This is a genomic window from Bradyrhizobium semiaridum (assembly GCF_020329505.1).
In the GTDB taxonomy this organism is placed as follows: Bacteria; Pseudomonadota; Alphaproteobacteria; order Rhizobiales; family Xanthobacteraceae; genus Bradyrhizobium; species Bradyrhizobium semiaridum.
Window position 1 is genome coordinate 83,126 of record NZ_JAGKJJ010000003.1, and the last position, 25,706, is coordinate 108,831.

The 25,706-nt window shown below is 62.8% G+C and carries 23 protein-coding genes and 1 pseudogene; 7 read left to right on the forward strand and 17 right to left on the reverse strand.

Annotated features, from left to right (window positions below; genetic code table 11):
* Positions 1–100: 100 nt before the first annotated feature.
* A complete protein-coding gene (locus tag J6500_RS05085; RefSeq protein WP_225711580.1) occupies positions 101–271 on the reverse strand; it encodes a hypothetical protein in 171 nt (56 codons plus the stop codon).
* A gap of 910 nt (positions 272–1,181) precedes the next feature.
* On the opposite strand from J6500_RS05085, the gene J6500_RS05090 reads away from it, so the two are divergent.
* Positions 1,182–2,576: an FAD/NAD(P)-binding protein gene (locus J6500_RS05090; protein ID WP_225711581.1), complete on the forward strand. Its 1,395-nt coding sequence runs from the start codon at positions 1,182–1,184 to the stop codon at positions 2,574–2,576.
* Here the strand turns inward: J6500_RS05090 and J6500_RS05095 are convergent.
* The gene (locus J6500_RS05095) at positions 2,573–3,343 is read right to left on the reverse strand and encodes a MetQ/NlpA family ABC transporter substrate-binding protein (protein ID WP_225711783.1); all 771 of its coding nucleotides are present in this window, start codon (positions 3,341–3,343) and stop codon (positions 2,573–2,575) included. The two genes, J6500_RS05090 and J6500_RS05095, sit on opposite strands and share 4 nt — an antisense overlap.
* A gap of 426 nt (positions 3,344–3,769) precedes the next feature.
* Here J6500_RS05095 and J6500_RS05100 point away from each other — a divergent pair, with 426 nt between their 5' ends.
* The gene (locus tag J6500_RS05100; RefSeq protein WP_225711582.1) at positions 3,770–5,173 is read left to right on the forward strand and encodes an LLM class flavin-dependent oxidoreductase; all 1,404 of its coding nucleotides are present in this window, start codon (positions 3,770–3,772) and stop codon (positions 5,171–5,173) included.
* Between the two features lie 260 nt (positions 5,174–5,433).
* On the opposite strand, the gene J6500_RS05105 is transcribed toward J6500_RS05100, so the two are convergent.
* The 6 genes from J6500_RS05105 to J6500_RS05130 form a co-directional block, all read right to left on the reverse strand.
* Complete coding sequence (locus tag J6500_RS05105) at positions 5,434–6,228, reverse strand: MetQ/NlpA family ABC transporter substrate-binding protein (protein WP_225711784.1); 795 nt, start codon at positions 6,226–6,228, stop codon at positions 5,434–5,436.
* A 48-nt stretch (positions 6,229–6,276) separates the two neighbouring features.
* Positions 6,277–6,942, reverse strand: coding sequence for a methionine ABC transporter permease (locus J6500_RS05110; RefSeq protein WP_225711583.1), 666 nt, complete (start codon positions 6,940–6,942; stop codon positions 6,277–6,279).
* Positions 6,932–8,053: a methionine ABC transporter ATP-binding protein gene (locus J6500_RS05115; protein WP_225711584.1), complete on the reverse strand. Its 1,122-nt coding sequence runs from the start codon at positions 8,051–8,053 to the stop codon at positions 6,932–6,934. Before J6500_RS05115 ends, J6500_RS05110 begins: the two co-directional genes overlap by 11 nt.
* A gap of 54 nt (positions 8,054–8,107) precedes the next feature.
* Positions 8,108–8,428 (reverse strand): 4Fe-4S dicluster domain-containing protein, encoded by a 321-nt coding sequence (locus J6500_RS05120; protein WP_225711585.1) that lies wholly within the window; start codon positions 8,426–8,428, stop codon positions 8,108–8,110.
* Entirely contained in the window at positions 8,425–10,053 is a 1,629-nt protein-coding gene (locus tag J6500_RS05125) for an FAD-dependent oxidoreductase (protein WP_225711586.1), read from the reverse strand. Before J6500_RS05125 ends, J6500_RS05120 begins: the two co-directional genes overlap by 4 nt.
* 279 nt (positions 10,054–10,332) lie before the next feature.
* Positions 10,333–11,427 carry an LLM class flavin-dependent oxidoreductase gene (locus J6500_RS05130; RefSeq protein WP_225711587.1) on the reverse strand — a complete coding sequence of 365 codons (1,095 nt, stop codon included), beginning with the start codon at positions 11,425–11,427 and terminating at the stop codon, positions 10,333–10,335.
* 274 nt (positions 11,428–11,701) lie between these two features.
* Here J6500_RS05130 and J6500_RS05135 point away from each other — a divergent pair, with 274 nt between their 5' ends.
* From J6500_RS05135 to J6500_RS31940, 4 genes are all read left to right on the forward strand, one after another.
* The gene (locus J6500_RS05135; RefSeq protein ID WP_225711588.1) at positions 11,702–12,607 is read left to right on the forward strand and encodes an ABC transporter permease subunit; all 906 of its coding nucleotides are present in this window, start codon (positions 11,702–11,704) and stop codon (positions 12,605–12,607) included.
* The gene (locus J6500_RS05140; RefSeq protein ID WP_225711589.1) at positions 12,604–13,329 is read left to right on the forward strand and encodes an ABC transporter ATP-binding protein; all 726 of its coding nucleotides are present in this window, start codon (positions 12,604–12,606) and stop codon (positions 13,327–13,329) included. The genes J6500_RS05135 and J6500_RS05140 overlap by 4 nt, the downstream gene beginning before the upstream one ends.
* A gap of 21 nt (positions 13,330–13,350) precedes the next feature.
* On the forward strand, positions 13,351–14,349 hold the full coding sequence (locus tag J6500_RS05145; RefSeq protein WP_225711590.1) for an NrtA/SsuA/CpmA family ABC transporter substrate-binding protein: 999 nt from the start codon (positions 13,351–13,353) through the stop codon (positions 14,347–14,349).
* A gap of 167 nt (positions 14,350–14,516) precedes the next feature.
* On the forward strand, positions 14,517–14,651 hold the full coding sequence (locus J6500_RS31940; protein WP_283842884.1) for a hypothetical protein: 135 nt from the start codon (positions 14,517–14,519) through the stop codon (positions 14,649–14,651).
* On the opposite strand, the pseudogene J6500_RS32150 reads toward J6500_RS31940, so the two are convergent.
* From J6500_RS32150 to J6500_RS05180, 7 genes and pseudogenes are all read right to left on the reverse strand, one after another.
* Positions 14,603–14,995: pseudogene (locus tag J6500_RS32150) on the reverse strand (HD domain-containing protein); the annotation flags it as partial. The gene J6500_RS31940 and the pseudogene J6500_RS32150 sit on opposite strands and share 49 nt — an antisense overlap.
* Positions 14,996–15,254: 259 nt before the next feature.
* Positions 15,255–16,487 (reverse strand): CaiB/BaiF CoA transferase family protein, encoded by a 1,233-nt coding sequence (locus tag J6500_RS05155; protein WP_225711591.1) that lies wholly within the window; start codon positions 16,485–16,487, stop codon positions 15,255–15,257.
* Entirely contained in the window at positions 16,474–17,178 is a 705-nt protein-coding gene (locus J6500_RS05160) for a haloacid dehalogenase type II (RefSeq protein ID WP_225711592.1), read from the reverse strand. The genes J6500_RS05155 and J6500_RS05160 overlap by 14 nt, the downstream gene beginning before the upstream one ends.
* Before the next feature lie 205 nt (positions 17,179–17,383).
* Entirely contained in the window at positions 17,384–18,796 is a 1,413-nt protein-coding gene (locus J6500_RS05165) for an MFS transporter (protein WP_225711593.1), read from the reverse strand.
* Positions 18,797–18,960: 164 nt separating this feature from the next.
* Positions 18,961–19,875, reverse strand: a complete 915-nt coding sequence (locus tag J6500_RS05170; RefSeq protein WP_225711594.1) for a LysR family transcriptional regulator — start codon at positions 19,873–19,875, stop codon at positions 18,961–18,963.
* Between the two features lie 174 nt (positions 19,876–20,049).
* Complete coding sequence (locus J6500_RS05175) at positions 20,050–21,753, reverse strand: amidohydrolase (protein ID WP_225711595.1); 1,704 nt, start codon at positions 21,751–21,753, stop codon at positions 20,050–20,052.
* A 340-nt stretch (positions 21,754–22,093) separates the two neighbouring features.
* Entirely contained in the window at positions 22,094–23,278 is a 1,185-nt protein-coding gene (locus tag J6500_RS05180) for an ABC transporter substrate-binding protein (RefSeq protein WP_225711596.1), read from the reverse strand.
* Positions 23,279–23,495: 217 nt separating this feature from the next.
* Here J6500_RS05180 and J6500_RS05185 point away from each other — a divergent pair, with 217 nt between their 5' ends.
* Positions 23,496–24,089, forward strand: coding sequence for a MarR family winged helix-turn-helix transcriptional regulator (locus J6500_RS05185; RefSeq protein WP_225711597.1), 594 nt, complete (start codon positions 23,496–23,498; stop codon positions 24,087–24,089).
* A 12-nt stretch (positions 24,090–24,101) separates the two neighbouring features.
* On the opposite strand, the gene J6500_RS05190 is transcribed toward J6500_RS05185, so the two are convergent.
* Entirely contained in the window at positions 24,102–25,340 is a 1,239-nt protein-coding gene (locus J6500_RS05190; RefSeq protein WP_225711598.1) for an NAD(P)/FAD-dependent oxidoreductase, read from the reverse strand.
* Entirely contained in the window at positions 25,337–25,693 is a 357-nt protein-coding gene (locus J6500_RS05195; protein WP_225711599.1) for a non-heme iron oxygenase ferredoxin subunit, read from the reverse strand. The genes J6500_RS05190 and J6500_RS05195 overlap by 4 nt, the downstream gene beginning before the upstream one ends.
* Between the last annotated feature and the right edge of the window lie 13 nt (positions 25,694–25,706).

A 25,706-nucleotide genomic window follows, 5' to 3' on the forward strand; every position in this document is an offset into this window, starting at 1 on the left:
GAAGAAGCCAGGTCCATCATTATCAAACAGCGGGACAATATTCCACCTGCGCGCAGTTGTAGCCCGCCACAGCAACCTCAGTGCACGAACCTCGAGACGGCTACCAAGAAGCGCCCCTGGCCGCCCGCTCGGCAGCGTGAACGGAGCCGAAATGACCGTCATCGAGGCTGTCAAAGGCGCGTTCGGACGAGAAGAAGCAAAAGCCGCGGTCGTCGCCGACAAAGATACCGACCGTTCGATCGGATACTTCGATGACATAGGTTTGGGACATGTGTGGTCGATCGCCGGGTTTCGACGCTCCTGTCTGACTGTCGATGAACTTGGATTTGCCGGTACAATCAACAACAGACGCCGGTCGCCGCCGAGACGCAGCGATGGGGGATGCGGCGTCACATGTCACACATCAACTGTCCGTCTTTCGCATTGCGATGATCCGGAGCAGCACCACCTGCTCACTGGAATATCCGGCGGAATGGGACCACCGTCAATGAAATCGGTATCCAAAGTTGACGCCTCCGCGCGACGCCCCGTCTGCAGCAAACCGGAAAGCAGGAGGGTTATGGCGATGTCGATTCCCGCTGCTTGCGGATCGGAACGAGCCCGCTCCCGGCGCAATCTGCAGCTTAGGCTCGAAACCGATCATCGATGTCAGATGCGGAACGCGACAGGAGACTGCACCCCGCCCGATTCACGGGTGTCTGCATCGGTCCGCAGAAAATGAATTTTCATCGGCGCTTTCGCAGAGGAAATTATCCTCCTCCAAAGAAACGTGACGCACGCCTTTGATTTCAAAGTTGCCGGCGCCGCCGACACTCTCGTCCGGCCCGCGTCAAGACATGCTATCTTTCAAAACACTTGCAATGCGGAGGAGAGTTTATGCAGCCGGCACAGTCTTGGCTTCACGTTCTTCGTCGTATGACTCGGCGAATACAGAGATGGCGCCGTAAACTTGCGCGCGCGGCAGCGGCCGACGGACGGGATAGTCTCCACGAGCTCTTTCTGTTCGGGCCACATGGCTAACCGCGCCTCTCACGTCGATCAGGCCTGAACCGAAAGCGCTGCCGGACACCACACTGGAGCCGGCGCATCCAGCACCGAAATTGGGTCTCGTATCGGCACCTTCGAAGATAGTTCCTGGCGCCGCACATCGTGCGCCGCGGGCTGATCGGTAGAGTGACAGCATGGCGGGTTCCGGCGGGCGTCACGTGATCATCATCGGCGGTGGCGCAAGCGGCGTCCTGCTAGCTTATCAGCTGCTGCACCAGCCGGTGCGCGAACTTCACGTCACCTTGATCGAGCAGCGCCCCGAGATCGGCCGCGGCATCGCATACCATACCGGCAACCCCGATCACCTGCTCAATGTGCGCGTCGCCAATATGAGCGCGCTGCCGGACCAGCCGGATCACTTCTGGCGCTGGTTGCTTTCGCGCGAGACGGTTGTGCCGGCATGTCCAGATCCTTATTGCTTTGTGCCTCGGCGTATCTATGGCGACTACATCGCAAGCCTGCTCGAAACGATATCAGATCAGGCGGACGCGATACCGCTCTCGATCGTGCATGGCACTTGCGTCGGTGTCAGCGAAGGCGACGCGGATGTCCTCGTCACTCTGGAGGATGGCCGCACGCTGCTCGGGGACACCGTCGTGCTCGCGACCGGACATGACTCAAGAGCCAGCAGTCCGGGTCATGCAGATCCCTGGGCGCCGCCTTCGGCCGCTCCCATCTCTCCCGACGCGACCGTTCTGATCCTCGGTACCGGGCTGACGATGGTCGACTACGTCCTGTCGCTGCTCCGTGATGGGCACCGGGGGCCGATCATCGCGATGTCGCGGCGAGGCCTGCTCGCAAAACCTCATCGTCGCATCGATGCTGTGCGTATCGCAGAGACGGAAGTTCCGTTCGGCGCCAGCATCAGCCGCTTGCTGCGCTGGCTTCGGGACCGCATTAACCGCCACACAGCTGAGGGAGGTGACTGGCGCGGTGTCATTGACGGCCTCCGTCCTTACACCCAGCGGCTATGGCGCGATCTCCCGCCGACCTCCAAGCGCCGCTTCCTGGAGCACGCGCGCGCCTGGTGGGACGTGCATCGCCACCGTATGGCACCCGAGGTCGAGGCGCGCATCGCCCAGGCGCTCTACACGGGACAACTCACCCTGATGGCCGCCAAAGCGATCCGCGTCGAACCGGACGACGCCGGTGTCCGGATCCGTTATCGCCGACGGGGCGATGCCGATATCCGCCACATGGAGGTCGGAGGGGTCGTGGATTGCACCGGCGTCGTCAAGGATCCACGCGCGACCCCCAATCCGGCGGTGCGTAGCCTGTTCCACCAGGGACTCGCTCGCGTCGATCCGCTCTGTATCGGCATCGACACGGATGCCGATTGCGCGATCATCAATCGCGACGGTGTCCGCTCGCAACGGCTATTCGCGATAGGCCCGCTGACCCGCGCTGCCTTCTGGGAGATCATTGCGATCCCCGATATCCGCAACCAATGTGCCGCCCTCGCGGCGCGGCTGGCCAGCGACCGAAGTGAGCCGTCGCCCAAGCCCCATCGAGAGCTTAGCAGCGCCTAACCGCTGAATCCGGCCGGAATGAACGCGGGCAGCTTCTGTTCGATGAACTGTTTCACTTCCGGCGAGTTGAAGACCTGGATGAAGGCCTTCAGGCGCGGATCATCCCTTTTGTCGGGTCGCGCCGTGAAGCGCAACACCAAGCCATCGTCAACGGTGCGGTCGATGACTAGCGCCGATTTTGGGTCGCCGCCTGCGGGTATCAGGTATGTAATATTGACAAGCGCGAACGTGACGTCGTCGAGCGAGCGATAGGTCTGCGCCGGGTCGAGCTCGACAATCTTTAGGTTCTTCGGGTTGTCGACGATATCGAACCGGCTCACAGCAAAGCCCTTGCCGGGCGTCAGCTTGATCAACCCGGCGCGCTCGAGCAGGATCAGTCCGCGGGCGCCGTTCAGCGGCTCGTTCGGGATCGCGACACTGTCGCCGGGCTTGATCTCGTCGAGCGACTTGATCTTCTTCGAGAACAGTCCGACCGGCGCGATCACGCCAACCTTATCGACCTGAACCAGATTGAAGCCACGTTGCTTGTTCTGGATCGCAAGATAGGTGGCGTGCTGGAACAAATTGGCATCGACGTCGCCGCTATTGACCACCTCGTTCAATGCAACCCAATCGGACAGTTCGACGACCTTGACGTCCTGTCCTTTGTCCTTGGCGAGCTTGGCGGCAAACTGAGCAAGTTGCCCGACCGGTCCGGCGCTGGTCGCGATTCTGAGAGGCTCATCCGCGACGGCACCGGCCGTCAATGCAAGCAGCACAGCTGCCACCTGCGCCAAGCAAATCAAAGTCTTCATGGTCTCGATTCCACTCCGTGTTCGTCAAGTCAGCGACGAAATGATGCGTAGGGGAATCTGCGCTGTCGAGACATCGGGGAAAATAGCGATGAGCATGCTGCCGCCAAGAGACCCGTGCGCTGAATGTTTCAGAAAGCACGCCGATCGCAACGGTTTTGTTTTATGCGCGGCCGGGGTAGTCGGCTCTCGACTACCCCTGGCGCTCGAAGCGCGATCCGGACGATCATCGTATCGCTTCGACTCACGCGTCATTTGACGCCCCAAGTCGGCGCACAAATGAAACGTTCCTAAGGTTGATCGACCGACAGCAAGATTTTCACCTCCGCCATCGGAATACAAAACGAAGCCGCGCCGGCTAGATGATAAACCGTCCCGACATGCCGATGACGGAGTAGATCCATGTCTAGATCCAAGAAACTTCGCTTCAATGCGTTCAATATGATGGCTCCGAGCCACAATTGGGCCGGCCTGTGGTCGCATCCGCGCGACGCTTCGCTCGACTATAATTCGCTGGACTACTGGGTCGACTATGCCAGGACGGCTGAACGCGGGCTGTTCGACGGCATCTTCCTGGCCGACGTGTTCGGCGTCTATGACGTCTACGGCAACAGCCCAGAGACAGCGCTCACACACGCCGTCCAGCTGCCGAACGCGGAGCCGACCCTGCTCGTGTCGGCAATGGCGCTGGTTACTAAACATCTCGGTTTTGGCATCACATCCAATCTCATCTACGAGAATCCCTACCAGCTCGCCCGCCGCTTCTCGACGCTGGATCATCTCACCAGCGGGCGGATTGGTTGGAACGTCGTCACCGGCTATCTCGACAGCGGCGCCCGCGGGATGGGTCTTGACGCAAACCGCGCTCATGACGAACGCTACGAGGCGGCCGAGGATTTTCTCGCCGCAAGTTATAAACTGTGGGAAGGCAGCTGGGAGGATGGCGCAGTCCGGCGCGACCGCAAGGCTGGTATCTTTACGGATCCGACGAAAATACACCCCGTCCAACACGAGGGGAGCCATTACCGCGTCAACGGCATTCATCTTGCCGAACCCTCTCCCCAGCGGACGCCGCTGCTGTATCAGGCAGGAACGTCGAAGCGTGGCCGCGCGTTTGCGGCGAGGCATGCGGAGGCGATCTTTCTCAACGGCCAGACCAAGCCGATTCTAGCCCGCGCCGTCAGCGACATCAGGGCTGCCGCAAAGGAGTTCGGACGCGATCCCTACGATATCCGCCTGTTTGCCGGCGCGACGGTCATCGTCGCACCGACCCGGGCGGAGGCCGACGATCTGCTCGCGGAATACGCTGAATATGTCGACCAGACCGGCCAGCTCGCCCTGCTCTCGGGTTGGACCGGCATCGATTTTTCGACGTATCGCCCGGACCAGGCGGTGCAATATGTCGAGAGCAACGCGATCCAGTCGATGGTCGAGAATTTCACGCTGCGCAGCGATCGCCCGGTCAAGGTCGGCGATCTCGCGACCCTTAGCCACGCCGGCGCGCGCTCGCCGTTCGTAGTCGGCTCGCCCCAGGATGTCGCTGACGAGTTGGTCGCATGGGCTGACGAGACTGATGTCGACGGCTTCAACCTGTTCCGCCTTGTCGTACCGGAATCGTTGAACGCGTTCGTCGATCTGGTAGTGCCGGAATTGCAGTCGCGCGGCGCCTACAAGGCGGCCTATTCGGAAGGTACCTTGCGTGAAAAGCTGTTTCCCGGTCGCGGGCCGCGCCTTCATGACACCCACCCGGGCGCGGCCTATCGGCATCCGGCCCCCGACACAGGCCGCCCCGAAGCCGCCGAATAGCAAGAAGCCGACAATTCATCAGGCAGCCTCCTGGGCTAGCGTCTCACCAGCTCGCGATGTACGTCCCCTCGGAGCGTTTATCGAGGAACGCCTTCACCTCGTCGGAGCAATAGGCATCGACGAGCTGCCTGAACCAAGGGTTGTCTTGTCCTCCTCGCGCACAATTGCCCCAGTGACCTCGGCCGCTTCGCGGGCGATGGCGTCGGTGGCGGGATTGAGCCAGGCCTGAACCGCATGTGAGACAATCGACACCGTCGCGACTACCAACTCGGCAACACGGCGCCCTTGAACTTGGTCAGAACGAACGCCTTGACCTCGGGCGTGTGATAGCTGTCCACCAGCACCTTGACCCACGGCTTGTCCTTGTCCGCGGCGCGCACTGCGATCAGGTTGACGTAAGGCCCCTTCGGATCTTCGCGCAGGATCGGGTCCTTGACCGGATCCAGGCCTGCCTGAGTTGCGTAGTTCGTGTTGATGACTGCGGCATCAACGTCATCGAGCGCGCGCGGTGCCTGGGCCGCATCGACCTCGACGAATTTCAGCTTTCTGGGATTTTCCGCGATGTCCAGCGTCGTCGGCTTGAACCCGACGCCGTCCTTCAGCTTGATCGCGCCCTTGTCGCGCAGCAGAAGCAGCGCGCGGCCGCCATTGGTGGGATCGTTCGGAATCGAGATCTTGCCGCCTTCCGGGATATCCGCCCAGCTCTTGTGCTTCTTTGAATAGACTCCGATGGGAAAATTGACCGTCAGCGCAATCGGCTCGATCTTGTAGCCGCGATCGGCTTTTTGGTTGTCGAGATAGGGCTGGTTCTGAAACGAGTTGGCCTGGATATCGCCGGCGTCCAGAGCGGCGTTCGGCACGACGTAGTCCGAGAACTCGACGAGCTGGATATCCAGTCCGTTCTTGGCCGCGATCGGCTTCACTGCCTCTAGAATCTGCGCGTGTGGTCCCGGCGTGACGCCGATCTTGATCGTTTCGGCGGCCACGGCCGCCGACCAGCCCGCAAGGACGCTCGCGAGCACAACAATTGAACGAAACGACATCTTGGTCTCCATGAAAGTCAGCAAAAACGGCCTCATCATCAGCCGCTCCGCGGTGAAAAATCAGCGATGGCGGACGCGGCGATTGACGCGGCGCGCGAGATAGTCTCCGGCAGTCTGCACGGTCTGCACCAGCGCAATCAGAACCACGACGACGGCCAGCATCATTTCAGGCATGAAGCGCTGGTATCCATAGCGAATGCCGAGGTCGCCGAGGCCGCCGCCACCGACGGCGCCGACCATCGCGGAATAGCCGAGCAGGCTGACCACCGCGAGCGTCAAGGCCAGCACCAGTCCCGGCAGCGCCTCCGGAATCAGGACCTTGAACACGATCTGTAGCGGGCTCGCGCCGAACGACGACGCGGTCTCGATCAATCCGCCATCGACCTCCCTGATCGCCGCCTCGACTAAACGCGCGATGAACGGCGCCGCCGCGATCGTCAGCGGCACGATCGCAGCCCCCGAGCCGATCGACGTTCCCGCGATCAGCCGCGTGAACGGGATGATGGCAACGACCAGAATGATGAATGGCGTCGAGCGGGTGGCATTGACGATCACACCGAGGATGCTGTTGGCGGCCGGCGCGGCGAACAGCTCGCCCCTTCGGCTGGTCGCAAGGAAGACCCCGATCGGCACCCCGAACGAGGCCGCGACAAGCGCGGCGACCGACACCATGAACAGGCTCTCGCCCGTCGCCTGAATGATCAGGTTGATGAGTTCACGCGACATAGCCGAGGCGCTCCGCCGAGAATTTCTGCCGGGTCAGATAGGATATAGCCTGAATGGCCGCCGCTTCGCCGCCGGGAACGCCCAATGTCAGCGAGCCGACATGCTGGCCCCCGATCTCGTCGATGCGGGCCGACAGCACCGCAACATCGCTCGACAGCTCGCGCGCAAGGCGCGCAACGATGGTATCGCCGGCGTCCGTGCCGAGGATTTGCAGACGAATGACGGCCTTGCCGCCGACGATCGGCTGCGGCACCAGGCGGCTTGCCAAGGACACTGGAACGCTGTCGCCGATCACTTCGGACAGGAAGGCCTGCGTGACCGGATGCTTGGGATGCGTGAAGATTTCAGCGACATGGCCGCGCTCGACAATGTGGCCGCTGTCGATTACCACGACTTCCTTCGCAAGTTGGCGGACCACCGACATCTCGTGCGTGATCAGCACGATCGTGACGCCGAGCTCGCGATTGATGTTGGCGAGAAGATCCAGGATCGACCGTGTCGTCTGCGGATCCAGCGCCGAGGTCGCCTCGTCCGACAGCAGCACGTTCGGCCGCGTCGCGAGCGCGCGGGCGATACCGATGCGCTGCTTCTGGCCGCCGGAGAGCTCGGACGGGTAACGATCGTATTTGTCGGCGATGCCGACGAGTTCGAGCAGCTCCGCCACGCGGGCGGCAATATCGGCCTTCGACCAACCGGCAATCTCGAGCGGCAGGGCGATGTTGTCGGCGGCGGTGCGCGACGACAGCAGGTTGAAATGCTGAAAGATCATGCCGATCGAACGCTGGGCCAGGCGCAGTTCGCGGCCCGCTAGCGCGGAGACGTCGCGGCCGTCGACGACGACGCGGCCGCTCGACGGCTTTTCCAGCCCGTTGATGAGCCGCACCAGGCTCGACTTGCCGGCACCGGAGCGTCCGATCACGCCGGTGATCGAGCCGCGCGGGATTGCAAAATCGATGTCTTGCAGCGCCTGTACGCTCGGCTTGTCACGATAGGCAGGATAGACCTTCGAGACCGCCTCGAACCGCACCATGGCATCATTTGCGACCGGTGCGGGCGCAACGGGCAGAGATTCGACAGACCGCGCTGCCGTCAGTGATTGATGCACGTTCATTCAGTCATCCAATTGCGGGGCTGGCCTTGGTCGCTCGCGATTGCAGGTCCGAGCTCAATGGCCAAACAGCAGATAGCTACGGTCGACGCCGCGGCGATCCCTTGTGTCATCGGTCCAGCCAACCGCCCGGCGGTAGCTGCCCAACACGTCGGTGCGCTTCAGCATGACGACGTCGATCAGCTGGGCCTCGTCCGCGAAGGGCGAGACATAGAGCGCGTCCTCGGGACAATAGAGCTCGCACAGGAAGCAGGTCTGACAGTCGCTCTGGCGGGCGATTACCGGAATTCCATCGGTCTTGTCAAATACGTTGGTCGGACACGCGGTCACGCAAATGTCGCAGGACGTGCAGCGCTCGGCGTCGATGACCTCGATCATTCCGCGGCCTCCGCATGGACAGCATCGGCATGCGGCCGGACCGAGGTCCAGACTTCGTCGAGACCGCCCGTGGTCACGTAATGACGCTGCCGCCCGTCCTGGTCGGGGAAATCGTCGCGACGATGCATGCCGCGGCTTTCCTGACGCGCCAGCGCACTGCGGTACATCCACCGCGCCGTCGCCAGCATCGCTGCGGCTTCGCGCGCCCGGAACACGTCGGCGGGATCAGCGGGGCCGGCTTCCGCAACATCACGCCACCCGGCGTCAAGACGCGCCAGCGCTCCGTTTAGTCGAGATGCGTCCCGGAAATAGTTTAGTTCATACGGAAAGACTTCGCCCTGGACCGCCTTTGCCAGCGCCGCGGGATCGAACGCGCGCCGCGGCCGGTCGCGAAATGCGACCGTTGCGGCGGATAGCAGCCGCCGCGCGGTGGTCGTGCCAATCTGCCTGGCATAGTCGGCGGCACCCTGCCCGGCCCACAATCCCGACGACATCGCCCAGGCGGCGTTATGGCTGCCGCCGCCGGTGAAGCCACCGCAAATCAATTCGCGCGTGGCCGCATCGCCGGCGGCGTAAAGCCCGGGCAAGCTGGTGGCGCAGGCGTCGTCGATGATGCGAAGGCCGCCGGTACCCCGAACGGTTCCTTCCAGCCGCAACGTCACGGGAAAGCGGTCCCTGAACGGATCAATCCCGGTACGGTCGAACGGCAGGAAGAAATTCGGCTGCGACACCCGCATGTGCCGTTGCACACCATCGTCGGCTTTGTCGAGCCGGGCATAGACGGGACCTCGAAGCAGGGCGCGGGCGATCGCGGAGCGCCCGCCCTTGGACGCCGCGCCCGGAACCACGCTGCCGTCGGCATAGGTGAAGGTTGCCCAACCGTAGAACAGCGTCTTGGTCACCGAGCCGAACGCCGGCGAGATCGCGTAGGGGTTGGAAAACTCCATGCTGGTGAATTCCGCGCCGGCTTCCGCAGCCATCAGATAGCCGTCACCGGTCAGCACGTTCGATCCCAATGTTTTGCTCAGGAATGCGCAGCCGCCGGTCGCGATCACAACCGCCTTGGCACGCACCGTCCAGCGGTCCTGCTTTTGCCGGCGCACACCGCTGGCGCCGGCGACAGCGCCGTTGTCGTCGACAAGCAGTTCGAGCGCCGGGCTATGATCGAGAATGGCGACGCCCGCCTGCTTGGTTCGCTTGCGCATCAGGCGCATATATTCCGGCCCTTGCAGCGAGTTGCGCTGCGACCTGCCGTGCTCGTCTACCGGATAAGGATAACCCCAATCGGCCAGCCGATTGCTCTGCTGATAGGTTCGGTCGAGCACACGCGCCATCCAGCGGCGATCCTGGAGATAACCGCCCATCTTCTCGCGATTTGCCATCGCGGCCTCACGCAACGCGGGATCCGGATCGATGTACCAGACACCGGTGCCGGCCGCAGCGGTTGCTCCCGACGTGCCGCAAAACCCCTTGTCGGCCAGCAAAACGCGCGCGCCGCGTTCAGCAGCACTCACCGCCGCCCAGGTGCCCGCCGGTCCGCCGCCGAGCACCAGCACGTCGGCGTCAAACTCCACAGATCCGGGCTGCGCGGGGAGCCGCTCGGCGCGGTGGGTCTGGATGCTCATAACTGACGTCTCCGGGCGGGCTCGATCGCATCTCGCATTGCAGCAGCATCGTTACGCGCACGAACAGCGCTGGCAATTTCAGATATTTGCAGAGAGTTGGACGAAGCTTTCTCTGCCGTCACCGGCGGAAGAAGATTCCTGTCGCCGGATACCGGATGTTTCGCTACTGCGGTGAGGCGCGACACGGGATTCCGCGCAGGGACGGCCAGCTGAGACGGATATTTCTTTTTTGCGCGCGGACCGCTTGCGATTCGACCTCCCACGCGTGTCCGACGCCGTTCAACGTGAGCCAGCCGCCAGCGCCGGCTTGTCGTTGACCTTGGCCGGTGATGCCGCCCGCACACGCGGGATGATCTCCTTCGCAAAGCGTTCCATTTCCGCCTCGAACGGCTGGAACTGCAGCATGAACAATTCAATGCCGGCGGCATGGAATGCCTGGATCCGGGCGGCCACCTCGTCGTAGCTGCCGACCAACCCCGCGGCTGTGCCACCATTGCTGCCGACCCGCGCCGATTTCTGCATGGTCTGCATCATGACGACCTTCGGATCGGTGTTGTGCTTCTGGATTGCCTTGATCGGCGCATCCTTCTTCGACAGATCGAGCAGCCGCTCATAGGCGGCCTGTGCCTCGGTGTGCGTTTCCCGCGCGATGACGAAGGCGGACAATCCAAAACGGAGTGGAGCCCCGGTTCGTGGTCGAGCCGCCACGTCGGTAATCAGGCCGGCGACGTCTTCCAGCGGCTGGCCATTGATGAACCATACGTCGCCATGATCGGCGACCAGCGCGCGCGCCGGCTCGGATTCCCCGCCGACATAGATCAACGGCCGATGCCGATAGAGGCTTGTCGGCCGCAGCACATAATCACGGACGTCGAAATGCTCGCCCCTGTGGGTCAGCCGCTCCCCTTGCATCAAGCGCGATACTACGGTGATCCACTCACGGCCATAGGCATAGCGAGCGTCGTGCTCTGCGAACCCGATGCCGGCCTTGTCGAGCTCGGGCCGGTTCCAGGCGTTGACCAGATTGATGGCGAAGCGGCCGCGACTGATGTTCTCGATCCCGAGCGCGAGCTTGGCCAGCACGACCGGATGGTAGAGGTAGGGCTTGATCGCCGCGATGATCTCGATCCGGCTGGTGAGCGCCGCGATCCCGGCCGCCGCGCTCCAGGCCTCCAGCTGATCGAGATCCTCCTGATGCGGATTGATGGTGTGCTGCGCGATCAGCGTGGAATCGTAACCCAGCGCCTCCGCCGCGAGCACGAGATCGCGGTTGCGCTCCCATGATGCATCGTACGGCTCTTCGGGATCCTGATAGGCGGCGCGTGAACCGTGCACCAGCGCCCAGATGCCAAACCGGAGCGGTCGTGTCGTCATCGGCTGTCTCTTCGAAATTCCTGCTTACGCCGGTCCGTTGTCGGCAAAGTGTGGCGCGAGATCAAGCAGCGGCGCATCAAAAGATATTCCTTGCCATGTTGCCCACGCAGATAAATCAGAAACCTCCGCAACCACCGACAATTGGAAAAGCGCTCTATTTCTGTTGACGAAAAATCGTGGGACAGTTTCGGACATGTGAACATGGCTTTCCACTCGAACGCAGCACTGGCGCCCGGTCGAGTGAGCGGCGATTTTACGTCGCGCGCATTCGACGATGGTATCGCGCGGCGACGAGCGAGGACGAATTCATCTTGAGCAACCTCGAACAGACCGCGTCATCAGTCGCATTCGATTCAGCGCAGCGCGACGATTACGCGACCGCTCCACAACCTCGAAAGCGCCGTTTGAGATCAGCCGGCGCGGCTTGTTGCTGCTGTCATGGCTTGCTCCGGTCGTTCTTCTGATCGTTTGGGAGCTGTTGGCGCAGGCCGGCTGGCTATCGCCGCAGGTGCTGCCGGCTCCGAGCAAGGTGATTCGGACCGCATTCAAGCTGGTGGTTTCGGGAAGTTTGCTCAACGACCTCGGCGTTAGCCTGCTGCGCGCGGTTGCGGGTTTTGCCATCGGCGGCAGCATCGGCTTCGCGCTCGGCATTCTGGTCGGCTTTTCGCGCGTCGCAGAAGCTGCGATCGACCGCAGCATCCAGATGATCCGCGCGATTCCGTTCCTCGCCCTGCTGCCGCTGGTGATCGTCTGGCTCGGTGTCGGCGAAGTCGAGAAGATCTTTCTGGTCGCGCTTGGCGTGACGTTCCCGATCTATATCAACACCACGCTCGGAATTCGGCAGGTTGACCCGAAGCTGATCGAGCTTGGCCGTGTGCAGGGGCTCGGCACGCTGGAACTGATCCGGCGCATCATCCTGCCGGGCGCGCTGCCCTCGATCCTGACCGGCGTGCGCTATGCGCTGGCCACTGCGTGGCTGGCGCTGGTGGTGGCCGAGACCATCGGCGCGCAATCCGGCATCGGCTTCCTGGCCATGGATGCGCGCGAGTTCCTGCGCACCGACGTGATTGTTCTGACGATCGTGATCTACGCACTGATCGGCGTCGCGGCCGACGCGATCGCGTGTCATCTCGAGCGCCGCCTGCTGGCCTGGCATCCAAACTATGGGGGCGCACGATGACCTTGCACGTGGTCCCCTCCTCGAGCACGGCCTCGCCGGCCGTTGCGGTGACCAACCTTCGTCGCGCTTATGGCAGCCGTGTCGTGATCGACAATCTCAGCCTGCGCATCGAGCGCGGCGAGTTCGTTGCGCTGCTCGGTGAAAGCGGTTGCGGCAAGACCACGCTGCTCCGCGCGCTGGCCGGTCTCGACCCGATCGACGGCGGGCGCATCGCCGCACCGCGCCGGCCCGCGGTCGTATTCCAGGAGCACCGGCTGCTGCCATGGGACAGCCTATGGCGCAACGTTGCGCTCGGCCTGCAGGCGCCCAATGCCCGTGAGCGCGCCGCCGCGGCATTGGCCGAGGTCGGTCTCGGCGACCGGCTCGACGACTGGCCGCGCAACCTGTCCGGCGGACAAGCGCAGCGCGTCGCATTGGCGCGCGCTTTGGTGCAGGAGCCTGAGCTTCTTCTGCTTGACGAGCTCTTTGCCGCGCTCGATGCGCTGACCCGCATTCGGATGCACGAGCTTGTGCGTGAATTGGTCGCCACTCACCGGCCCGGCGTTCTCCTCGTCACCCATGACGTGGACGAGGCGATCGCGCTTGCGGATCGTATTCTGGTGATGCGCGAGGGCCGGATCGCTTTCGAGCATCGCACCCGCGGTCACGGAGCGCAGTCGATTGCGCGCATCGAGCTCCTGGCTGAGCTCGGCGTCGCCGCATTTCAACCCATTCCTGCCTGAGCTCTCCGAAAGGACCATTTCATGTCTGCAATTTCAACGCCGTCCCGCCGCGGCTTCCTCGGTACCGCCGCCGTCGGCATCGGTGCGCTCGCGGGCTTTGATTTGTCCGGAAGCGCATGGGCCGCGACCGGTCGTGTCACCGACACGGTTCGCCTGACCTGGGGCTTGAGTGGGCTTAACCTGATTGCCAAGGAACGCGGCGAGTTCGAGAAGCTGCTCGCCAGGGACGGCATCAAGGTTGAATGGCTGGGGCCGTTCCCGAACCATGCTCCGACGCTGCAGGCCGTCACCGGCGGCAGCGCCGATTTCAGCTTTGGCGGCAGCACGACGCCGGCGCTGGCCGCGATCGTCGCCGGCTCGCCTCTCGTGTTCACCCAGTTCGTGGTCTACGAGCCCCGCACCACCGCGATCATCGCGCGCGATGATTCCGGCATCAATAAGGTCGAAGACCTGGTCGGCAAGTCAGTGGCGGTGAACCGCTCCGGCCTCGGCGAATTCCTGCTGGTCGCGGCGCTCGAGAAGCACAAGGTCGACCGCTCCGCGGTGAAGTTCGTGTACCTCAATCCGCCGGATGCGGCACCGGCCCTCGTCTCAGGAAAGGTCGACGCGTGGTCGATGTGGAGTCCCGGCGTTGATATCGCCCGGCTGGAATACAAGGCGCACGACATCTTCCTCGAAGGCCGCGATCTGGATTTCCAGATCGACTATACGTCCTATCTGACCACCCGGAAGTTTGCGACCGACAATCCCGCGCTGGTCCGTGCCGTCAACGACGCCTTCCGCGCCGAGGGCAAATGGATTTCCGCGAACAGCAAGGACGCCGAATACATCGCCCAGAAGGCCGGAAAGTACAGCGACCAGGTGCGCGATCAGTTCATCGCAATGAACCGGCAGTACCGCTATTTCCCGGTCAGCGACGAGAAATTCCTATCCGAGCTGCAGAAGGCCGCCGATTGGCTGGTGGCACGCGAGGTGCTGCCCGAGGCGGTCAAGGTCACGGACCATCTGGCACCGCTCTGAACGAAATCACCAACCGGCGCATTCTGGGTCGAACCGATGAACAAGCCTGTCGCCGCCACATCACTGCAGCCGTCCGATCGCCTGCAAAGGCTTTCGCCAGACATCGACGCGCTTCTGGGTCGCATTGCGGAGGGTGCCAGCGAACGCGAACGCGAGCATGTCCTGCCATGCCGGAGATCGATCTCATTCGCACGGCCCGCCTCGGTGCACTGCGGCTTGTGGTCGAGGCCGGCGAGGCCGGGGCATGGATACGTGCGCTGTTCGAGATCGTAATTCGCCTCGGCGAGGCCGATGGCGGATGATGAGCACAGACTGGTCCCGCCGCTCGTGCGTGAAGTCATGGTAGACGACACCAAGCACGTCCATTTCCACGCCGGCGCTCACCAATGCGATGTGGACGCATGTGCTCGGGGATGCCGGGCACCTGTGCAGCGCGATGGCGGTCCAGACATCCTCGACGTCGCGTTCGGGTACGCCGTAGCCCTCCATGAAGGCGTGCGGCGTTGGCCCCGTTCACCTCGAAGCGCAGGTCGGCACTTCAATACCTCTTGGTCAACCCCATGTCGTGGAACATGACACCCAGGTAGAGCAACTCCGGGTCGTATTTCAGGCCGCGGCGTTCGCCTGTGAGTGCCCCAAAAGATTGCGAGCGTCGCGCCGGCGCCGAACTGGTGCTTGAGGAGATGGCCTATCGAGATGTCGAAAGCCATCGCCAGCACGCCGCCATGAACCGATCCCTGCGGGTTGAACATGTAGGGCTTGACGTCGAGAGAGACGATGCAGGCGTCGGCGTTGTAGGAGACCGCCATCCCGAAGAACCGCGAAAGAACGATCCGAATTCGTCGCGACCGCGGCCGCAACGACCAGCCTCCCGCACCTGCGCTTCGTCCATCCGTCCCACCTTCTTACTCCGCCGGCTGCTTCAGCGCGGCATCGCCGAACGCGCCCTTCGAGGCGAAGTTTAGCACTTCCTTTCGCGACCACCCGACCCAGTTCTCGAACACTTCGACAGTGTGCTCGCCGAGCGTCGGTGGCGGCGTGGACGGTGCGGGCGGCTTATCGTCGAACCGAAGCGGCCGGGCGACGAATTTGACTTCGCCGGCGACCCTGTGCTTCACGGTCTGGACCATGTTGCGCTGGATGAGCTGCGGCGCTTCGCAGACTTCGCCGACCGTTCTGATCGCGCCGCACGGAATGCCCGCACCGCCGAACAACTCGAGCCAGCGGTCGCGCGGCTCGGCCTTGAAGATCGGACGCAGAATTCCTCCGAGCGCTACGCGGTTCGCCGCGCGCCTGGGGGCCGTCTCGAAGCGAGGGTCGGCTTCGAGGTCCTTGCGACCGATGACTGCGCAGAACAGCGACCAGAACTTGTCGTTGGCGACGCCGAGGTTGAACCAGCCGTCGCTCGCCTCGAACGTTTCGTACGGGCTGATTGTGGGATGCACGTTGCCGCGACGCTTCGGGCTTTCCCCAGACGCGAAGTACATGCCTGCGTTGAACGTCAACAGCGAGGCCATGGCGTCCAGCATGGAGACGTCGACCCGTCCGCCGATACCGGTTCTGTTGCGCTTCATGAGCGCGGCAAGCACCGCCTGCGAAGCGTAGAGGCCGGTGACCAGGTCCGCGATGGATGTACCGACCTTGGTGGGCGGACCGTCCGGATCACCTGTGATGTCCATGACGCCGGACTCGCCCTGCAGGATAAGGTCGTAGCCGGGCCGGCTCGCGTCCGGACCGCTCCTTCCGAACCCGGAGATGCTGCACTGGATGAGCGTGGGGTTGCCGGCACTCAATGTTGGGTAAGACAGGCCCCATTTGTCGAGCGTACCGGGCCTGAAGTTGTCGATCACGACGTCGGCCGCCCTGGCGAGCGCAATCACCGCATCGCGTCCCGCCGGGGACTTCAAATCGATTGCGCAGCTCCGCTTGTTACGGTTGACCGACAGAAAATACGAGCTCTCCCCGTTGACGAACGGAGGGCCGTACCGGCGACTTTCGTCGCCGACACGCGGGTCTTCGATCTTCACGACGTCCGCGCCGAGATCGCCGAGATGCATCGTGGCGAAGGGGCCGGAGACGACCCGGCAGAGGTCAAGGACCTTGATGCCGGAGAGAGCTTCCGTCCTAGACGATCGCATCCGCCAAATCCTTCATCGTGGGAACGGTGATGTCGGGCTTGTGCGGCGTCTCTTCGAACGGACGATCGCGGCGATTGATCATCGCCGTGTGCATGCCGGCCGATTTCGCGCCAATGACGTCGAACGCGTGGTTGGCAACGAAGAGGATCTGATCCATCTTGAGGCCAAGGATCTCGGCGGCCTTCGTGTAGGTCGCCACATGCGGCTTGAAGGAGTTCGCCTCGGCGACCGAGATCACGTTGTCGAACGGGATCTTGTGATACTTCTTGGCGGTCTCGAGCATATCGCGGTCGCCGTTGGAGAGCACAACCAGCTTGTACCTGGTCTGCATCTTGGCGAGCGCCGCCGGCACTTCAGGGAAACATTCGAGCTTCTCGATCTCGCCGACCAGGTACTTCACCTCGTCCTTCGTGTACTTGATGCCCGACCGGTCCATGACCTGGGAGACGGCGCGGTGACCGATCTCGCGGTACGGCGTATGCTCGCGGTGGAGCAGCGCGTCGATCATCGAGTTCTCGAAGTGAGTGCGGCGCCACCAGGTGACAAAGGAGTTCGGATTGCCGGTCCAGCCCTTCTCCTTGAGGAACGGCGTCGCGATCTTGATGAGGCCGCCCTGCATGTCGACGACCGTGCCGTACTGGTCGAACATGCAGACCCTCACGGTGTCCTTCAGAGTCTGGATGTCGGTCATTGCTTCTTCCCTTTGCTCGTTGACTGAGTGGATGATCCGAATTTGATCGCATCCACCGTCATTTCGAAATGGATTGTTCTTCTGCGCACATTCGCGACGTGAATGTCGTCGCGGCTCCACAGGTTCGGTCACAGCTTCTCCAAACGGCTCGACGGCAGGGAGCCCGAAGCGAATCTCCGGGCCCACTGCTACTTGTCCATGTCCGCTAGGCTCCGATACCGACGACCTTCTCTGTCGAGGCCGACGATTCCGTTCCGGTCGGCGCGCCCGAGACTTCCTCAAGTGCGCGACCTTTGGTCTCGAAGCCGAAGATCATGAAGACCACGGCCTGGAAGAGAAGAATGCCCGCGAGCGTCACCAGCACGCCGACGAGCCCCTTCCACGCGAAGATCGCGATGACGACGAACTGGACCAGTGCCGTCGTCACGCGCCCGGCGGTCGCGCAGATGGCCGTGCCGCGGAGCCTGTAGCGGGTCGGGAAGAGCTCAGGAACGTGCATGGCGAAGCCGGTAGCCAACATCACATAGGTCGCGGTGACGAGAAGGAAGCCGACCACGACGAGCGGACCGCCGTCCGGCATGAACGGATACGCCAGACCGAAGGCCGCCGCCGCGATCGACGATCCGATGATCGACGGTCTACGACCTATCGCATCGGCTAGCGCCAAGCCGATCAGCGATCCAATCGGGCCGCCCAGAGACATGAAAGTCGTGTAGCCGAGCGAGGACACGATGCTGTGGCCACCCTTCACCATGAATGTCGGCAACCAGCCAATGAAGCCGTAGAGGCTGAAGCCGACGACGATGTGCAGGAGACTGCCGAGCAAGGTCCGACTGAGGTAAGGAGGTGCGAACAGGCGCCAGACGGATCCGCCCTCGTCTTCCACATGCTGCACCGTCGAAACCGGCGGCAGCGGCCCCTTCTTGACAGCTTCCGCTTCAATGCGAGCGAGGATCGCCTCGGCTTCGTCGCCGCGGCCGTTAGCGGCCAACCACCGAGGCGACTCGGGCATCGACTTTCGAAGGAACCAGACGATCATCGCCAGCACGCCGACGAGGCCGAACATATAGCGCCATCCGAGGCTCGGAATCACCCACAGACCGACCATCGACGAGACGAACAGGGAAAGGTTGGTGATGACGGCCAGGATACCGATCCATCGGCCGCGGGACAATGCAGGGACGAACTCGGTCAACGTTGCGTAACCGACGACAATCTCGGCGCCCAGCCCGATCCCTGTGACGAAGCGCGCGGCGATCAGCGCCTGCATGGACGGAGCAAGCGCCGCCGCCAGAGAGGCAAGGCCGAAGATGGCCAGATTGACCTGATAGGAGAAACGGCGACCGTAGCGATCGCCCAGAATGCCCGAGAACCAGGCACCCAAAGTCATGCCGATGAAGGTCGCGGTGACGAACGCCGCGTTGAGCTCGAGTGTCGACCACCCCTCCTTCAGTACGGCTCCGAGAACACCGCCGGCGAGGTAGATGTCGAAGGCGTCGAGGAACATGCCCGCGCCAATCAGCGCAAGGACCCGCCAATGAAAGCCGCAAATCGGCAGCCGATCGAGGCGAGCGCCCGCGTTGACCGATGCAACCGGTATATCCGAAATCGCTTGCATGCATCCCTCCCAAGGGTCGACTGACATTGACCGAAATTGTTTGGGAGCAGGATGGCCATCGGGATGGCGACGTCTAATCGGAATCCGCTATTCCATTATTTGGCAGACTAATAATCCTGCTGTTGCTCGGGATTATCGCAAGATGGTCGGCGAGCGGCCCTCTCTTAGTCACTATGGGGAAGGCTTCGCGTGGCATCGACGAAGATTGAACGCAACCAGTTCAGGTCCTGACTTGCATCGTGCCTTCGGTGCCAATACATCGACCATTCGAAGGGATTGGACGCGAACGGTAGGTCTCTGATCGCAAGATCTTCTGCGACCATCGCGAAGGCCAAACGTCGCGGCATGACCGACAACAGATCGGAATCCCGCAGCACGTGCGGGACCAGCAGCCAATGGGGAACGTTGACCGCGACCCGGCGGGCCAGCCCTTGCCGGGCGAGCACGTCATCGACGAAGCGGAGGTCTGTCGGCGACATCGAAACCTTGAGATGCGCCGCCTGGAGAAACGTTTCCATCGTAAGCGGCCGCTGCGCCAAAGGGTGACCTTCGCGCATCACGCACACCATCCGATCCTTCATCAGGACGACCGACTTGATCGAATTCGAATGGGCAAGACCCATCGAGATCGCAAGGTCGATTTCGTCCTTCTCCAAGGCCTCAACCGTTTGCGTCGGCGAATAGTGCACGACGTCGAGCTGCGCGAAGGGGGCAGTCGTTTCCAACGTTTTGCCGACGGCGGGAAGAAGAAGACGGCTGAGAAGATCGGACAACCTCACGGAAAAACTTCGTGTGGTGGTGGTCGGATCGAAAGCGGATTCGCTATCCAGAAGGCGCTCCACCTGCCGCAGAAGCCGCTTCACCGGCTCCGCCAGTTCGATCGCACGCGGCGTGGCCTGCATGCCGTTGGCCGTCCGGACCAGGAGCTCGTCCTTGAAAATGTGACGCAGCCTGGAGAGCGCATTGCTCATTGCGGGTTGACTAAGGCCAATCCTGTCGGCAGCACGGGTTACATGAAGGTCTATGAGAAGAGCGTTAAGAGCGACCAGAAGATTGAGATCGACAGATCTAAGGTTCATGACGCGCCAGCATTGATGTCACGAATAATGAAGCCTTGAAAATCCACAATACAAATCTAAATCGATCGGCGTCAACGTCCGCTCTCGCACTGCCGCGCTCCGGCCAAGCGCCTGGCGCGGGCGGAGGCTTGCGACGTCAACATTGCGCGCTTTGGCGTCAGTCTCCTCACTGAGTCAGCGTTGAAAGACAACTTTGCCTCCGACGAGTGTGATGTCCGCCTTGATATCTTTGATTTGCTCTTCCGGAATGGCCATGTAGTCCGCGGAAAGGACCGTGAGGTCGGCAAGCTTGCCCGGCTGGATCGTGCCCTTGCGCGCCTCGTCGAACGTGTAGCGCGAAGCTGCCGACGTGTAGAGACGGAGCGCCTGTTCGCGACTGATAGCTTCCGCGGCGCCGTACACGCTCCCATTGGGATCTTTCCGCGTCACCATGATGTACATGTTGAGGAACGGGTTGATTGGGTTGACGGGAAAGTCAGTTCCGGCGCCGAGGCTGTCCAGCCCCATTTTTTCGATCAAGGTCTTGGTCGGCACGGCGCGATCGGCGGTCGGCCGTCCCAGGAAGCGCTCGACGGTCGCGGCCTTATCCCACATGAAGACGTTCTGGAAATCGACCCTGACCCCCAGCCTGTGAGCGCGCTCCATCTGCTCGGGCCTGATCAGACTCGCGTGAATGAGAACGAAACGACGGTCCCGGATGGGCCTTTCCTTGTCGGCAGCTTCGAAAGCATCGAGCACCTGATCGATGCCGAGATCGCCGACGACGTGCACGCCTACACGCCAACCGTAGCGATTGCAGATCGAGACGAGTTGCACGAGCCGTTCGGGCGTTTGCTGGGCGATGCCATGGTAGTTATCGTGCGAGTCCGGATAGACATCGCGCATTAGCGCCGTCTTCAGGGTCATGCCGCCATCGTAGAAGATCTTGATGCCGGCGAACTTGACCCAGTCGTCGCCGAAGCCTGACGAAGCTCCGTTGCCCGCCATGATCGCCTCCCAAGCGGTTAGCTCGGCGGGCGGCTCGGGTCTGAACATCAATCCCGTCCGCAACGTCGCTTGTCCGGACGCGGCGATCTTCTGCAGTGTGCGGACGTCGCGCGCTTCCGTGGCGCCTTCGACCGCGCTCGTGATCCCGAAACTGTTCAGTGCCCGCTCCGCGAGCGTGAACTGCCTGATTTCGTCGTCTTCGGTCCAAGGCGGAACAGCCTTCTCGACTTGGTCGATCGCCGTCTCGACGAGGACGCCGGTCAGTTCACCGGCGGCGTCGCGCTCGAAGGAACCGCCGCTCGGGTTCGCGGTGGTCTTGTCGACCCCTGCCTTGTGCAGGGCCATCGTGTTCGCCATGGAGAAATGACCGACGGTCCGCAGATAGACCGGATTGTCGGGGGCGACGCGGTCGATCTCCTGCCTCGTTAGATACCGTTTCTCGGCGAGTTGCGACGGCGGGTGCCACGCGCCGCCCACAATCCAGTCGCCCGGCTTCTTCTTGGCCACGAACGTCTTGATCGCCTCGAGCGCTTCGGCGACCGTCTTCGCGCGGCTCATGTTGACGACATAATCGGCGAGACCGGCCGCCTTGAAATGAGCGTGAGTATCGATCAGGCCGGGAATCACGGTCTTGCCGGACACGTCGAGCACTTGCGTGCGCGCACCGGCGAGCGCCCGGATGGCTGCGCTGCTACCGGTCGCGAGAATTTTTCCGTCCCGAACGGCGATCGCCTCGGTCACGCTGGATCGTTCGTCGAGAGTCAGAACTTTCCCGCTGACGAGGACGAGATCGGGCGAGTTGACATCTCCCTGCTGGGCAGCAGCGGGCGCTGCGCCCGCGAATAGAATTCCCGCACCGAGCATCGCGAGCGCCACCGACCTGCAGACCATTCCAACCTCCCGATCGTTGTGTTCAATAGACGAACATCCTTCTTTTCTCGATAATACCCTGCCTGTCGAAGCGGTCCACCGGTTCAGGGGCGTTCGCGACGCGATCGTTGCGCCCCCATCAACGACAACAATCGAACCGGTCGAGAATGGATTGCAGGCGAGAAAGAGGACCGCGTTCGCGATGGCCAATGACTGGCCAAAAGTTCGGCTGATTTGGCGCGAACGCGTCGAGGACGAACCTTGGCACGAAATGGCTTCACGAGATGCTCCGGCGCGCCACCGGAGAGCTCAGGCACGGCCGCAAGCGGCCGCCTCCGCCTCGCCACACCATCGGCGGTCCTCATTGCGCGGCCATGGTACCGGATATCGGAACCCAGCGCTCGCCGTCGAAACGCTGCGGGCGCAGCGACGTGATCAGGCGATAATCATCCGGGCTGGTGTTGACGGTGATGCCCGGGATCAGGCCCGGTAGCGCCACGTTCTTCAGTGCAGTGGCCTGCTTCATGATGTTCTGCCGGGACAGATCGTTACCGCAGGCCTCGATGACCTTGGTCATGAGAACAGCGACGTTCCATCCGGTGAAGTTGAGCTGATCCTCGATATCGCCCTCTGGGTAATACTTCCTCATGAAAGCCAGCCACTCCAGATAGGCGGGATCGTTGGCCCATTCGGGATCGCCGACCGATTTGGTCGGCGTCGCAGAGATCGCTCCCTTGGCGTTGTCGAGCCCGGCCGGCTTGAGGATCGTCGGTACGAAGTTGCTGCCGATCGGCAGGAACTGCTGCGCGCGCCAGCCGAGCTCGCCCGCTTTGCGGATCGCCTGCGAGGTAAATTTGCCGGTCGACGCATTGAGGAAGACGTTGGCGTTGGTGCTCGCCAGCGCCACAACCTGCGAATCCACGGTGGGCGATGTGACTTCGTAAGGCGACGTCGCGAGAATCTCGGCCTTGGGATCGAGCCGGGTCAGTTCGGCCTTGAAGCTGCGAAGATATTCGCGGCCGTAGTCGTCGTTCTGGTACAACACGGCGACGCGGGCACCGGGCGTGTGCTCTGCCACCAACCGCGCGTAGATCGCGGCCTCAGTGCTGAACAGCGTCATCCCCGAGATCGTATAGGGGCTGGTCTTCGGATCGGCAAAGCGCTCGCTGGCCGCGAACACGAACAGCTGAGGGATCTTCTTGGCGTTGAGATATTTCTGTACCGCGGCGTTCTGCGCCGTTCCCATGCTGCCGAAGATCGCAACCGCCTCGTCATTCTCGATCAGCCTGCGCGTCTGCTCCACCGCCTTCGGCGGACTGTAGCCATCATCGAGGGAGATCAGCTTGACCTTGTGGCCATTGATGCCGCCACGATCGTTGATCATCTGGAAATAGCGGGTCTGCACCTTGCCGACGGCGCTCAGGGCCGACGCCGGCCCGCTATACGGCATGGTCTGCCCGAGAACCAATTCAGTGCCCGCCGCCTTGGCCGAACCGCAGGCAGCCAGTGCAGCCGCCAACACCAATGTCGCGCAAAGTCCGTGCATGCGCTCCTCGCTCCATTTTTCTTACCTAGAATATTCTTCCTAGGAAGATATTTGTCAACCGTGCAACGCGGCGGCAATTGGCCGCTGGACGCGGCCATGCACAGGGCTAGAGCGATACCAGGAACTTGCGAGGCGACACCTGAATTTGGCGGTGCTAGATTGCTGCGACGCATGATGCCCGCGCACCTGGCGCGCGGCGAAACGGGACTGGAAGGGAATGAAGAAGAGCAGCGTGTCACGCCGCACCGAACCCGCGATCAAGCAGCCGCCATCGCCTGACAGCTCCCTTTACGACGATATCGAGGCCGCGTGGCTGGAGCAACGGCCCGACCTCGACCTCGCCGCCGCCTGCACCTTGCTGCGGCTGGAGCGCGTCAACCAGCTCCACGAAATGCGCCTGCAGGAAATATCGAAGGCGGTCGGGCTGCAGACCGGCGAGCTCTATGTGCTGCTGGCGCTGCGACGCTCGGGCAAGCCGTACGAGCTGCGTCCCACGGACCTGTTCCGGGCCCTGCTCGTCACATCGGGCGCGATGACCAAGCGGGTAGCACGGCTGCAGGAAGGCGGCTTCGTGCTGCGCGTCTCCGCCAGTGACGACGGCCGCTCCGAGTTGGTCCGCCTCACCGCAAAGGGTCTCGCGACCGCCGACTGTGGCATCGCCGAGGTGGCAAGGGTCGTCGCGCGCACGATCGAGGCAAGCGGGCTGACCAACGCGGAGATCGCGATGCTCGACCGCTGCCTGCGCAAGCTGCTGGCGGTGAAGACGGTGAAGACGCCGAAGAAGTCCGGCCGGCTTACGGCGGCGGACTAGCTGCGGCACCTGCTACGCGACGGCCCTGGCACCCGCCTTCAGCAGCGATCTAAGATCGCATGAACTGTCCTCGGCCTGGCTCGGCGTCGGCGAAATGCCCGCGGCTATCAGGCGCCGCGCCAACATCTGATCCCCGGGATTGTTGATGCTGTCGACGGCGACCAGCCTGCCCTGCCGGTAATTGAATACGGAGAAGCGGCCAGCTTCGATCGAGCCGCGGATCACGACGCGGTCCCTGCGCGCGCCATGACCGACGATCTGAAGCTTGAGATCGTGCTGATCCGACCAGAACCGCGGCACGCTGTTGTATGGCTCATGGCTTTCCGCGATCGCAAGCCCGACCGTGCGTCCCTGGTCCTGCGCGTGCTGAACCGACTCCAGCCTGATCCAGTCCTCGGCAAACCGGTTGAAGTGCGTGGTGCAATCGCCAGCGGCGTAGATGCTCTCGCGTGCGGTTCGACCGTGCTGATCCACCACAATGCCGTTGGCGCATCCGAGCCCGGCAGCGGCTGCGAGCTCATGGTTCGGGATGCCGCCGATGCCGACGACGACCAGGTCCGTGCCGAGGCGGGTGCCGCCGTCCAGTTCGACCGCCACCACTCGTCCCCCATCGCCGACCAATGCCGAAACAGACGTGCCGAGCTTCACCGCGACGCCCGCCCGGGTATGGATGTCGAGCAGGAAGCATGACACCACTGGAGACACCGCCCGCTCGAGCAGCCGGGAGGCGGCCTCGATCACCGTGACCCGTTTGCCGAGCCTGGCCGCCGAGGAAGCCACCTCGAGCCCAATGAAGCCGCCGCCGACGATCACGATTTCGCTCGCCCGGCCGAGCCGCGCCTTGAGATCGGCGGCATCTCCGACTGATCGGAGATAGCAGACCCCGTCGAGTTCGGCCCCGCGGACCGCTATCCGCCGCGCGCGCGAGCCAGTAGCGATGACCAGTCTGTCGAAGTCCAGTACGGCGCCGTCGGCCAGCACGACTCTTTCTGCATGGCGGTCAATCGCGACAACACGGTGACCCAGCAGCAGTTCAATCCGCCTGCTCGCGAAAACAGCCTCGTCGCGCAGAATGAGGCTCTCGGCGTTGACCTGATCAAGCAAGAATTCCTTCGAAAGCGGCGGTCGTTGATAAGGCAGCAACGTCTCGTCGGCGATCACGATCACCGGTTCGGCATAGCCGGCCTCGCGCGCGGTGAACGCCGCCTCGATGCCGGCGTAAGATGCACCGACGACGACAAGGCCGCTCATGGCTTGACGTCCACGCCGCCGTCACCGGCGGCTTGCAGGGCAGCATTGCCGTCAAGCTCGACATAAACCTCGCCGTCACGGATCTCGACCCTGAACGCCTTGATATCCTTGTAGGCGCTGGATCGGCATTTTCCGTTACGGACATCGAACATCGCCCCGTGTAGCGGGCATTCGATCACATGGCCTTCGAGAAACCCCGTCGACAGCAGCGCAAATGCGTGCGAGCAGACGTCATCCGTTGCGAAGACATCGTCGCCGACCTTGTAGAGCGCGATGCGCCGGTCGCTCACCTTGAAGCCCAACGGCTCTCCCTCCGACAGTTTCGCGACGGCGCACAGGCGGTGCCAGATCATGGGACGTCTCCTC